This window comes from Streptomyces phyllanthi, assembly GCF_009377205.1.
Lineage (GTDB): Bacteria > Actinomycetota > Actinomycetes > Streptomycetales > Streptomycetaceae > Streptomyces > Streptomyces phyllanthi.
On record NZ_VJZE01000317.1, the window covers coordinates 1 to 10,796 of the forward strand.

The 10,796-nt window shown below is 69.6% G+C and carries 13 protein-coding genes; 9 read left to right on the forward strand and 4 right to left on the reverse strand.

What is annotated here, in order from left to right:
* Nucleotides 1-84: 84 nt before the first annotated feature.
* Nucleotides 85-744, reverse strand: coding sequence for a DUF4360 domain-containing protein (locus FNH04_RS32045; protein WP_152789364.1), 660 nt, complete (start codon nt 742-744; stop codon nt 85-87).
* Between the two features lie 408 nt (nt 745-1,152).
* Nucleotides 1,153-1,467, reverse strand: a complete 315-nt coding sequence (locus FNH04_RS32050; protein ID WP_322724434.1) for a hypothetical protein — start codon at nt 1,465-1,467, stop codon at nt 1,153-1,155.
* Nucleotides 1,468-1,758: 291 nt separating this feature from the next.
* Between FNH04_RS32050 and FNH04_RS32055 the strand changes: the two genes are divergently transcribed.
* From FNH04_RS32055 to FNH04_RS32065, 3 genes are all read left to right on the forward strand, one after another.
* Entirely contained in the window at nt 1,759-2,118 is a 360-nt protein-coding gene (locus tag FNH04_RS32055) for an arsenate reductase family protein (protein ID WP_152789379.1), read from the forward strand.
* Nucleotides 2,119-2,185: 67 nt separating this feature from the next.
* Complete coding sequence (locus FNH04_RS46790; RefSeq protein ID WP_194236883.1) at nt 2,186-3,220, forward strand: hypothetical protein; 1,035 nt, start codon at nt 2,186-2,188, stop codon at nt 3,218-3,220.
* 141 nt (nt 3,221-3,361) lie between these two features.
* The gene (locus FNH04_RS32065) at nt 3,362-4,078 is read left to right on the forward strand and encodes an RlpA-like double-psi beta-barrel domain-containing protein (RefSeq protein WP_152789366.1); all 717 of its coding nucleotides are present in this window, start codon (nt 3,362-3,364) and stop codon (nt 4,076-4,078) included.
* 2 nt (nt 4,079-4,080) lie between these two features.
* Here FNH04_RS32065 and FNH04_RS32070 read toward each other — a convergent pair whose 3' ends face one another.
* Nucleotides 4,081-4,965, reverse strand: coding sequence for an alpha/beta fold hydrolase (locus tag FNH04_RS32070; RefSeq protein WP_152789368.1), 885 nt, complete (start codon nt 4,963-4,965; stop codon nt 4,081-4,083).
* Nucleotides 4,966-5,036: 71 nt separating this feature from the next.
* Between FNH04_RS32070 and FNH04_RS32075 the strand changes: the two genes are divergently transcribed.
* The 5 genes from FNH04_RS32075 to FNH04_RS32090 all read left to right on the forward strand — a co-directional run bounded on the left by FNH04_RS32075 (nt 5,037) and on the right by FNH04_RS32090 (nt 9,761).
* Nucleotides 5,037-5,489 carry a MarR family transcriptional regulator gene (locus FNH04_RS32075; protein ID WP_152789369.1) on the forward strand — a complete coding sequence of 151 codons (453 nt, stop codon included), beginning with the start codon at nt 5,037-5,039 and terminating at the stop codon, nt 5,487-5,489.
* 309 nt (nt 5,490-5,798) lie between these two features.
* Nucleotides 5,799-6,827 (forward strand): glutamine synthetase, encoded by a 1,029-nt coding sequence (glnII, locus tag FNH04_RS32080; RefSeq protein ID WP_322724435.1) that lies wholly within the window; start codon nt 5,799-5,801, stop codon nt 6,825-6,827.
* Between the two features lie 144 nt (nt 6,828-6,971).
* Nucleotides 6,972-7,094, forward strand: coding sequence for a hypothetical protein (locus FNH04_RS48740; RefSeq protein ID WP_265580845.1), 123 nt, complete (start codon nt 6,972-6,974; stop codon nt 7,092-7,094).
* 117 nt (nt 7,095-7,211) lie between these two features.
* Nucleotides 7,212-7,802 carry a winged helix-turn-helix domain-containing protein gene (locus tag FNH04_RS32085; RefSeq protein WP_152789373.1) on the forward strand — a complete coding sequence of 197 codons (591 nt, stop codon included), beginning with the start codon at nt 7,212-7,214 and terminating at the stop codon, nt 7,800-7,802.
* Nucleotides 7,803-8,201: 399 nt separating this feature from the next.
* Nucleotides 8,202-9,761 carry a DUF1996 domain-containing protein gene (locus FNH04_RS32090; RefSeq protein WP_152789375.1) on the forward strand — a complete coding sequence of 520 codons (1,560 nt, stop codon included), beginning with the start codon at nt 8,202-8,204 and terminating at the stop codon, nt 9,759-9,761.
* 82 nt (nt 9,762-9,843) lie between these two features.
* Here FNH04_RS32090 and FNH04_RS32095 read toward each other — a convergent pair whose 3' ends face one another.
* On the reverse strand, nt 9,844-10,290 hold the full coding sequence (locus tag FNH04_RS32095; protein WP_194236884.1) for a hypothetical protein: 447 nt from the start codon (nt 10,288-10,290) through the stop codon (nt 9,844-9,846).
* A gap of 144 nt (nt 10,291-10,434) precedes the next feature.
* On the opposite strand from FNH04_RS32095, the gene FNH04_RS32100 reads away from it, so the two are divergent.
* Nucleotides 10,435-10,796 (forward strand): alpha-N-acetylglucosaminidase N-terminal domain-containing protein (locus FNH04_RS32100; protein ID WP_194236885.1); only part of this gene is annotated, 362 nt, incomplete at its 3' end.

Genomic DNA, 10,796 nt, shown 5'->3' on the forward strand with positions numbered 1-10,796 from the left:
GGGTGCTGCTGTCCCCGGGGCCGGGTCCGGTGACGCTGCTGTGATGCGCGTGCACCGGACCCGGGAACGGCCGGACACCACCGGTCAGTTCGCGGGGCACTCCTTCCAAGCCAGGTGATAGACGGTGCTGATGTCACCGTCGGTGGAGTCCATGGTCATGAAGCTGGTGCTGCTGGCCGGGGACGTGCCCCGGTTGACCCGCAGCTCGGTGTTGATGTTGAAGTTGCGCTCCACACCGCAGGGCGCCCAGACCAGCTGGGCCCAGTCGGTCTCGTCGGTGGCCTGCCAGTTGTCCTCGTACGGGCCGTTGAACGGGTGGGTCCTGGAGGCGGTGTCCGGGGAGCCCTGGAAGTAGTACGAGGCCTTCTGGGTGGCGGTCGCGCCGGGCTGCAGTGAGGCGAAGCCCCGGTAGTCGGCGCTGGCGATGGCGTAGGTGAAGCCACCCGGTACGTGGACGATCAGGTTGAGCTGGCAGTTCTTGCGGAACGCGGTGGCGGGCGCGCCCCCGCCGACCTGGGCGAGGTAGTCGCTGTAGGTCACGGTGAAGGCGGTGTTGTCCGGGGAGACGGCGACCGCCGTCGTGCCCTGGGGACAACCGGACCCGTTCACGGTGGCGACCTTGATGACGATCTTGTCCGGGGGCGGGTCGTCGAAGACCGGCGAGGACGAGGACGCGGCCTGCGCGGGGAACGCGGTGGCGAGCAGAGCGGCGATCGCTCCACCCAGGAACAGCCCACGAGCCATGGGTTCTCCAATCCATTGCTTCGGTGTCCCGGCGGTACGGATGCGGATGCGTACCGCCGGAGCTGGGGGGGTGCGGCCCACCGTGTGTGCGGAGGGCCGTCGCGGACCATGTGCGTTGGATCGAGCCGGGAACTACTGCGGCGGCCTGGTGACGCGCACGGCATATCTGGACATGCGCATGCCAAACAGGGCCGTACATCGACCCCTCATCTGTGAAGGAGCTGTGAAGGCCGAGGGGCGACCGAATCGTATGGACCCGGCGGCGGAACGGCTAGGGCATTCTCCGGCCAACTCTGGACCGATCGAATCTCGCCGCACCCACCGGCGCCGCGCGCCTCCCCGGACACACCGGTGCCGCCCACCCCCGGGGAGCGGACGGCACCGATCGGTCGACGACGCCGGGCGGCCTCAGCGGCTGTAGCGCATCAGCGCACGCACCATGTGGCACGTCGTGTCCGACGGCGGGTGGATGCCGACGCGTTCGGCCGTGCTGCGGATCGTCTCGTTGCGGGCCTGGTTCGGGACGTGGACGCCGGAGTCGAGCAGGGCGATGGCGAGGCGCATCGCCTTCAGACGGCGGTTGTGCGCGATGTACCACTCACGGGGGCGGCCCGCCGGCAGCGGGCGCTTCTCGACGGGTGCGTACGGAAGGTCGAGCAGGACCGGCCTCCTGGCCGTGGACTGGGTGGGCAGCGGCTTCGACTTCAGTGCGGCAGCGGGCACGGGCATCCTCCTGTCGCGGTCAGGGAGCCATCCGGGATCTCCGGCGATTCCCTCGAACACTGCCTCCAGTTTACTGGGCACCACTGACATCGAGGAGGCCCAGACAGCCCCTTAAAAGAGCAGGACAGGCAGGGAATTGGCGCCGCGTCACACCAGATCCACGGGAGGCGCATGAGACGGCAGAAATTCGAACAGACCGCCAAGTGGGGTGCGGTGTCGACCAGGAGACGACCACTCGACGCGTGGGGCGCCCCTCCCCCGGCCGGGGACGCCGCGCGTACCGTGTGGCCCATGGAGATCTGGATCAATCCGGCCTGCTCGAAGTGCCGCAGCGCGATCAGCCTGCTGGACGCGGAGGGGGCCGAGTACACCGTACGGCGGTATCTGGAGGACGTGCCGAGTGAGGACGAGATCCGGGAGGTGCTCGCTCGGCTCGGACTGGAGCCGTGGGACATCACCCGGACCCAGGAGGCCGCCGCCAAGGAGCTGGGGCTCAAGGAGTGGGCGCGCGACGCCGACTCGCGCGACCGGTGGATCAAGGCGCTCGCCGAGCACCCGAAGCTGATCCAGCGGCCGATCATCACCGCGGACGACGGCACGGCGGTCGTGGGCCGCACCGACGAAGCGGTACGGGACGCCTTGTCCCGATAGTCAGTACATCGACCGGATTGTCGATCGAGGGGAGAGGGAGCGGTTCGCGCTGCTACCCTCCGCCGCCATGACATTCGATGATCATGGAATGCCGTACGGGCAGCAGGGACAACACGGCCGGCACGACGCCCAGGCCCCATCGCCGAATGACCCTCAGGCCCAGTGGGCGAACGACCCTCAAGCCCAGTGGGCGAACGACCCTCAGGCCCAGTGGCCGAACGACCCTCAGGCCCAGTGGCCGAACGACCCCCAGGCCCAGTGGCCGAACAGCCCTCACGCCCCCTGGGCGAGCGGCCCCCAGGGCCAGTGGGCGGCGGCGGACGCAGTCGCGCAGGAGCAGATACGCAGGGCGCGAAGAGCCCGGCGGAGACGGCTCGTGGTCGGCGGCGCGGTCGGAGCCGCGCTCGTCGCGGCCGTCGCCGCCGGGGCCGCGATGTACACGGGCGACCGGGCCGGAGCCGACAGCGAGGCGGCAGCCACCCCGGCCGCGGACACGCTCTCCCGTACGCCCGTACCGTCCGTCTCCGTAGCCCCGCCCTCCAACGCGCCCTCCGCACTGCCCTCGCTGCTCGAGCGCCCGATCATCCGGCCGGGGCAGGCGTTCCCGGAGAAGACCGTGCGCCTGAAGGACGGTTCGGCGTACGAGCGCGTCGACCTGGCCTCCACCGACGACTGCCCCCGCGGCATGTCCCCGGAGCTCGCCGAACTGATCGAGCAGGGGAAGGAGTGCTCCCGGTTGACCGCGGCCCTCTTCACGGACGCGGAGCGGCGTTCGCAGGTGACGGTGACCGTGCTGAGCTTCGAACGGCCCGAGGACGCCTCCCGGGTGTTCATGATGGCCTCCATGGACCCCGTGACGTACCAGGTGGTCTCACTCGACCCACCCCCGGAGGCCGGAATGCCGACCGTGCCGCCCGGCTCGGCGGGCGTCTTCCAGCGGCTGATGACGGTGCGTTCCGTGGTGTTCGCCAACGGGCAGTGGGGGGACGGCGCCGAGACCGAGGAGGACGCGATCACCAGGCAGACGACCGACCTGCTGAAGCACGTCAGCGACACGGTGGTGGCATACGAGGACGGGAGGGCCGGGAGGACCGCGAGCTGAGCACCCTCAAGCTCCTTGTGATCCACGTTACTTGGGTGACTCCTGTAACCGTTGAGTAACTTCGTCGGGCTTCGCGTACGTAGCGGCGTACTCACCCGATCCGGGCCGTCGACGAAAGGCGGCCGGGGACAGGAGGCGCGCATGTCGCGTAGGAGAACGCTCAGTACGAGGAAGAAGGTCGCGCTGCTGGTGACCGCCGCGGCCGTGGCGGGAGGCGGGGCCTTCGTGATGGCGGCCACGTCGAACGCCGCGCAGACCGCCGCGGAGTCGACCGTCTGCCAGGGACTGGCCACCGCGCTCGGCAACAACCAGCGGTTCATCGAGGGGCAACGGGCCAACCCGGACGCCCAGTCGGAGGCGCGGATCGCCAACCGGGAAGCGGTCGTCGCCGAGATCGAGCGCAAGCAGGAGGCGTCCGGCTGCGTGGTCGGGGAGTCGGCTCAGGACTCCCAGAACGCGCAGGCCGGGCAGGGTGGAGGGGCCGGAGAGGCCGCGGGGAACGGGGGGTCGGCTCAGGACCCTCAGGGCTCCGAGGGCTCCCAGGGCTCTGACGCCTCGGCACCCGCCACGACCCCGCCAGCGGACGACACCGGCGCCGGCTCCGGATCCGGGGAGCAGGTCTGCAACGGCTCCACCGTCACCCTCTCCGGCGAGGACGGCACCCCGGCCGCGTCCAGCAACCAGTTCCCGGCGGGCACGAGGCTGAAGGTCACCAACCTGGACAACAACAAGTCCACGACCGTGGAGGTCACCTCGGTCTCCGGCAGCTGCGTCCTGCTGAACAACGCCGCGTTCGAGCAGGTCAGGGAGGACGGGAAGTTCCTGATCCGCAGGGCCGTCATCGAGAAGGTGGGGTGACGTCACCGAGTCCGGCCGCCGTCGAGGAAGGCCGCCAAGTGGTGGTCGGTCTCGGCTGAGTTCGCGTGCGGCAGCATGTGGTGGGAGACCCCGGGGAGGGTCACCACCTCCGCACGCGGCAGCCACCTGACGGCACGGGCGGCCACCCGGCGGGCTTCGTGCGCCCTGCCGCTCCCGGCGAGGAGCAGCAGGGCCGGCACGTCGAGGGCGGCCGTGGCCGCGTGGTCGGGGGCGGGGCCCGTGACCGGTCGTACGAAGGGGAATCCGGCGGCCGCCTCCTGGAGCCGGAGCCAGTCCGGGTTCAGGGAGGCGCCACCCGTCTCCCACTCCAGGAAGGCGCGGGTGCTGCGGGCCGAGCGGCGCAGCAGCATCCGCGCGGCTCGCAGGAGGTACGCCGTCCTGAACCCCGTGAAGCAGCCGGTCGGGTCGAGCAGCGCGAGCCGGCGCACGCGGTGCGGCGCGTGCGCGGTGTAGTGCAGGGCGATCCAGGCGCCGTACGAGTGCCCGCACAGGGCGGTCGTGTCAGCGCCCAGACCGTCCAGGACCTGATCGAGCCAGGCTGTGAGGTCGGCCGCCATACGGAGGGGGTGGCCGGCCTCACGCGTGCTGCGGCCCGGTTCGCCGATCAGGTCGACGGCGTACACGCGGTGCGCACGGGAGAGCACCCCGACGTTCGCGAACCAGGATGCCGAGGTCGCTCCGCCACCGCCCGGCAGGAGGACGAGCGGGGGTGCGTCGCGGGGGCCGCACACGTTCACGCGGGTCGCGCCGAACCGCGTGGTGACCGTGAGCGCCTCGCGATCCGCGGGCCACTTCTCCATGACCTTGTCGTACGCCGCCAGGAAGCCCCGCATGTCGTAGCCCTGCTTGCCCTTGGCCTGCTTCATGGGTGCCCCCTCCGGCTATTATCTCGCTGAACGAGATACTCGGTGAGCGAGATGATAACGGGAGGGCAGGCATGCCGGACCACGAGCGCGAGATGGAGACCGTGCACCTTCTGCGCGCGGCCACCGTCGAACTCGGCCTGCACAGCGCCCGGTTCGCACACCGGAACGGGATGCACCCGACGGACGTGCGTGCCCTGATCGCCCTCCTGGACGCGTCCAGGTCAGGCACGGACATGACGGCGGGCCGTCTCGGTGCCCTCCTCGGCCTGAACTCGGCGGGCACCACCGCCCTCATCGACCGGCTGGAGCGGCTCGGGCACGTACGGCGCGTGCGCGACGGGCGCGACCGGCGCCGTGTACTCGTCGAGATCGAGGAGCGGGCGGTCGAACTGGGGTGGGACCACTTCGGGCCGCTGATCGCCCGTGCGGTGGGACTGCTGGAGGGGTACGACGAGCGAGAGCTGGCCGCGGTACGGCGGTTCCTCACGGCCGTACGGGACGCGGCGGCGGAAGCGGCGGACTGACCTCAGCACCTCGGGGCGGCACACGGGATGCAAAGCGCCACAAGCCGATCCACGCCGGACACGCACTCCCCTCGCGGACGAGCGCCGGGGATCGTCCGCCGTGACGGCGGTCATGGCCGCCCGCCCGCCTCACGCCGTGATCCCGCACACAGTAGTCCCAGGTAACACGGGGTTCACACATGGGCAATGATCGGGAAACCGCCTGTTGACAGGCTTCCGGGCATATCCCCACGCGGCGTTTCAGTGCCGCAGCGCCGCCGCAGCACCCGCATGACTGCGACTCAAAGACACACCCGAAGGATGTGGCCCGTGAGCTTCAAGGCTGAGTACATCTGGATCGACGGCACCGAGCCGACGGCCAAGCTGCGTTCCAAGACCAAGATCCTGGCCGACGACGCCAAGGGTGGCGAGCTGCCGATCTGGGGCTTCGACGGGTCCTCCACGAACCAGGCCGAGGGTCACGCCTCCGACTGTGTCCTCAAGCCGGTCTTCTCCTGCCCGGACCCGATCCGCGGCGGCGACGACATCCTCGTCCTGTGCGAGGTCCTGAACATCGACATGACGCCGCACGCGTCCAACACCCGTGCCGCGCTGACCGAGGTCGCGGAGAAGTTCGCCGCTCAGGAGCCGATCTTCGGCATCGAGCAGGAGTACACCTTCTTCGACGGCACCCGCCCGCTGGGCTTCCCCGAGGGCGGCTTCCCGGCCCCCCAGGGCGGCTACTACTGCGGCGTCGGCGCCGACGAGATCTTCGGCCGTGAGATCGTCGAGGCCCACCTGGAGAACTGCCTGAAGGCGGGCCTCGCCATCTCCGGCATCAACGCCGAGGTCATGCCCGGCCAGTGGGAGTTCCAGGTCGGCCCGGTCTCCCCGCTGGATGTCTCCGACCAGCTGTGGGTGGCCCGCTGGCTGCTCTACCGCACCGCCGAGGACTTCGGCGTCTCCGCCACCCTCGACCCGAAGCCGGTCAAGGGCGACTGGAACGGCGCCGGCGCGCACACCAACTTCTCCACCAAGGCGATGCGCGAGGGCTACGACGCGATCATCACCGCGTGCGAGTCGCTCGGTGAGGGCTCGAAGCCGCTCGACCACGTCAAGAACTACGGTGCCGGCATCGACGACCGTCTGACCGGTCTGCACGAGACCGCCCCGTGGGACCAGTACTCCTACGGCGTCTCGAACCGCGGTGCCTCGGTCCGTATCCCGTGGCAGGTCGAGAAGGACGGCAAGGGCTACATCGAGGACCGCCGCCCGAACGCCAACGTCGACCCGTACGTCGTGACGCGTCTGCTCGTCGACACCTGCTGCTCCGCGCTGGAGAAGGCCGGCCAGGTCTGATCCGCGCTCGGCTCCGAAGGGGCGTCCACCTCTGTGGTGGGCGCCCCTTCGCGTTGCGGTGGCTGTCGCCCCCTCACCTCCGTGAGGCGTCCGCGCAGTGAGAGGAGCCTCCTCGTGGGGCCCGGTGTCTGCTTCAATGGGCGCATGACCGGCTTCCAGAACCACACCGCGACGGGTCGCCATGACCTCGAGCCGTTCTGGCCTTCCCGTCAGCACCACGACTTCGACCGGGTGTGTTGCCGCGCGGTGAACGCGCCGGCCCTCTGAAGCCGCACACCCAGGCCTTCGGCCGGCGCGCACGACGTACGTCCCCGACGAGCCCGACCACGATCTCGCGGCCGTCGCCCTTCCGACGAACTCCTCGCGCGAAAGAGCTGACCTCTCATGGCGACCACTCGTTCCCTCTCCAGCGCCGCTCCCACCACCCCGGCCACCCCCTCGGCGGACGGCTCCGCACGGCACCGGCTGCGTGCCGTCGACCGCGACGAAGTGGTTGATGTCGCGGACTTCCTGCCGCCGGGCGCCACCTGGCTGCCCGCGCCCCAGCACACCGTGCCCACGCTGCCGGGCCGACCGCCGATGATCGGCTACCTGGTCCTCGTACCGGCAGACCAGCAGACGCCGGTGCCACCGTTCACGGTGCCGGACCGGGCGGAGGAGGCCTCCGCGACGGACGCCGACGGGGACCTCCTCGTCCGCGTCGACACCGTGCGGCGCACCGCCGAGGTCGACGGGCGGCCGCTCGACCTCACCTATCTGGAGTTCGAGCTGCTCGCCCATCTGGTCGCGCATCCGCACCGGGTGCACACCCGCGACCACCTGGTCACCACGGTGTGGGGCTACGGGCACGTGGGCGACGGCCGGACCGTGGACGTCCACATCGCCCGGCTGCGCCGCAAGCTCGGCGTACACCGGCAGGCGATCCAGACGGTGCGCCGGGTCGGCTACAAGTACGCGCCACCGACCGCGCGTTGACCGCGGGCGGCGGCTGAGCCGAGGTCTCGGGGGTGTGCACGGAACGGGCCATCGCCAAACACACCCCCAATATCCTCGCCAAATGGGGACTTGAGGTTCGGACGCCGACAATCGGTGTGTACTCGCGGCGCTCGCGTATTCGGATCACGGCCGCTGAACTTTATTCAGCGACCCGCGCGCCCTGTTTCCTCACTGAACGTCATTCAAAAGTCGACAGTGTTCCCGCCTCAACTGCCGTTGAAACATGACCCTCTGTGCCCATTGGGCCCGAATTGGCCTCACGGACTTCTGATTTTTTCCAAGGTTTCTGAACACCTCAGGAGCCACTTGCGTATGGGATGGAGCCGCTTCACTCCTGTCGGGCGCCTCGATGCCCCGCAAGGAAGTCAGAGGAGTTCCATGGGACGCAACACAAGGAAACGTCGTTCGCCGCTGGCCGTTCGCGCTGTAGCCGCATCCGCGGCTCTGGCGGTTGCCGGCGGTGGACTGGTCTGGGCGAACTTCTACGCCTCGGCAGGCGAGTCGTCCGACCAGAACAACATCAAGGCCGCGGGCGCGCAGGTCGCGACGATCGACTGCCCGGACGTAGGCCAGCAGCTCACCGATGTGCCGGACAAGGCCCGGGCGGGCGTCGACAAGGAACTGGCGCTGCTCGACCAGCAGGTCACCGAGGCGTACAAGCGTCTCGCGGACACACGCCAGGCCCAGGCGGGGGACGCCGGCTTCGTCCAGAACTCGATCATCGGCCCGCTGAAGTCCAAGCGGACGGCCACGATCGACCGCATCAACATCAACATCAAGCGCGCGGGCGGCCAGGAGACGCAGGGTCTCGACCAGCTCGCCGGGTGCGAGGGTGTGCCGGCCGAGGCGGACACCGCCGCGGGCGAGGGTCAGGGCCAGAACCAGGGCCAGGACGGCGGCCAGAACCAGGGCGACGACCAGAACCAGGGCGACGGTCAGGACCAGGGCCAGGACCAGGGTCAGGACGGCGGCCAGGACCAGGGCCAGAACCAGGGTCAGGCCGGCAACGGCCCGGTGGCGGCCGACTTCCAGGACATCACCCAGGTCCAGCCGAACGGCGGTCCGCAGGGTGTGAACGGAAACGGCCTCCCCGCGAACGGTGACGGCGGTTCCACCGGCACCTTCACCACGAACTGCGGTACCAACGAGAACGAGAACCGCAACTCGGACAACGTGATCGTCGCCCCGGGTGTCAGCAACGGTGCGCAGCACCAGCACGACTACGTCGGCAACCAGGACAACGACGCGTTCGCGAGCGACGAGCAGCTGGCGGCGGCGGACACCACCTGCCAGAACCAGGGCGACAAGTCGTCGTACTTCTGGCCGGTGCTGCGCGTGCAGGACGGTCAGGACGACATCGACGCGAACGCCCCCGGTGGCGGTCAGGACGGCAACGTCGGCACGATCCTCCAGCCCGCCGAGGCCCAGCTGAAGTTCGTCGGCAACAAGGCGAGCGATGTCGTCGCGATGCCGCAGGCCCTGCGCATCATCACCGGTGACGCCAAGTCCCTCTCCAACGGCCTCGGCAACGCCAACACCAACTGGAGCTGCACCGGCTTCGAGGACCGTCAGCTGACGGACAAGTACCCGATCTGCCCCGAGGGCAGCTCCGTGGTGCGGACGTCCAACTTCCAGAGCTGCTGGGACGGCCAGAACATCGACAGCGCCAACCACCGCACCCACGTCGACTTCGTCAACGCGGACGGTAGCTGCGACAACGGCTTCCAGGCGATCCCGCAGCTCCAGGTCCGTCTGGTGTACGACGTCGACGCGCCGCAGATCGAGAACGGGCAGGTCGTGAACCCGTTCGCGGTCGACAGTTTCCCGGCCGAGCTGCACAAGCCGATCACCGACCACAACGACTTCATCAACTTCTTCGACGAGAACACGATGAACCAGGTGGTCGACTGCATCAACAGCGGGCAGGACTGCCAGTAGTACAACTGTCCGTAGGACATCAGTAGAAAGCCGGCGGTGGGGATCCCACCGCCGGCTTTCGCTTGCCCCCGAACCGGTGCAGTCAGCCGCTGTGACCGCCACTGTTGTGACTGCCACCCGGATTCATGTGCTCGGACCCCTCCTCCATGGTCCCGCCGAGCTGGCCGCGCAGCGCGGTGACCGTCTTCTCCTCGCCGACGGCGACCCACTTGCGGCCGACGAGGTAGTAGCCGCCGTAGTCCTTCGCCCCGTTCAGCCACTCACGCTGACCGCGGTCGGTGGCGAACGTCGCGAGGACGAACTTGCCGTCGGACGTCTTGCAGATGGCCTGGCGGATCGTGTCCGCGTCCGTCTGCATGTTCGGCTTGCAGCCCGCCTCGCTCGCGATGTGCTCCAGACTCCCGGTCGCGGTCTCGGGGACCTTGGCCTTCGCCTCCCCGCCACCGTCCGAACCGCAGCCGGTCAGCACCACCAGAGCGGCGACCGCACCGGCCGCGCTCCCCGCAAGCCTCTTCCGCGTCAAACTCATCCCTACGTACCTCCGGGTCCCTTTCTTCGCGGCGGCCACTCGCCTGTTCCAGCGACATGAACTCGCCGGCTCCGTGCGCACCGTTGAGCAGGGACGGTCGTCCGGTTAGCGTGCCGCCACCGTCGACACAGGGGGCACACAGACATGAACGGTCCGTCGCGACGCACGGTGCTGGGCACGACCGGTGTCCTCGGCCTCGGGTCCTCCCTGGGAAGGGCGGTCCCGGCCCACGCCGCTGAGAGCCCCGGCGGGGGCCCCGTCTTCGATACGGCTCCCGCGCGCTCGGCGCTCAATCGACTGCTGCCCGGGCACGCCGAGCAGTTCCGGCTCAGTCTCGTCCAGAAGAGCGGCACGGTCGACCGGTTCCGTGTCACCGGCACCACGGGGCGCGTCCTGGTGCAGGCCACGACACCGGCCACGCTGCTCACGGGAGTGCACTGGTACCTGAGGTACGTCTGCGGGGCCCACCTGGCCTGGAACGGCAGCCGGCCGGCTCTGCCCCGCCG

Bases quoted from the DNA above. Each gene is read 5' to 3' on its own strand.
- FNH04_RS32065 (WP_152789366.1), top strand. From the start codon at position 3,362: ATGTCGCGTAGGAGAACGCTCAGTACGAGGAAGAAGGTCGCGCTGCTG.
- FNH04_RS32095 (WP_194236884.1), bottom strand. From the start codon at position 10,290: ATGAGTTTGACGCGGAAGAGGCTTGCGGGGAGCGCGGCCGGTGCGGTC.
- FNH04_RS48740 (WP_265580845.1), top strand. From the start codon at position 6,972: ATGACCGGCTTCCAGAACCACACCGCGACGGGTCGCCATGACCTCGAG.
- FNH04_RS32085 (WP_152789373.1), top strand. From the start codon at position 7,212: ATGGCGACCACTCGTTCCCTCTCCAGCGCCGCTCCCACCACCCCGGCC.
- FNH04_RS32055 (WP_152789379.1), top strand. From the start codon at position 1,759: ATGGAGATCTGGATCAATCCGGCCTGCTCGAAGTGCCGCAGCGCGATC.
- FNH04_RS32090 (WP_152789375.1), top strand. From the start codon at position 8,202: ATGGGACGCAACACAAGGAAACGTCGTTCGCCGCTGGCCGTTCGCGCT.
- FNH04_RS32070 (WP_152789368.1), bottom strand. From the start codon at position 4,965: ATGAAGCAGGCCAAGGGCAAGCAGGGCTACGACATGCGGGGCTTCCTG.
- FNH04_RS46790 (WP_194236883.1), top strand. From the start codon at position 2,186: ATGACATTCGATGATCATGGAATGCCGTACGGGCAGCAGGGACAACAC.
- FNH04_RS32075 (WP_152789369.1), top strand. From the start codon at position 5,037: ATGCCGGACCACGAGCGCGAGATGGAGACCGTGCACCTTCTGCGCGCG.
- FNH04_RS32045 (WP_152789364.1), bottom strand. From the start codon at position 744: ATGGCTCGTGGGCTGTTCCTGGGTGGAGCGATCGCCGCTCTGCTCGCC.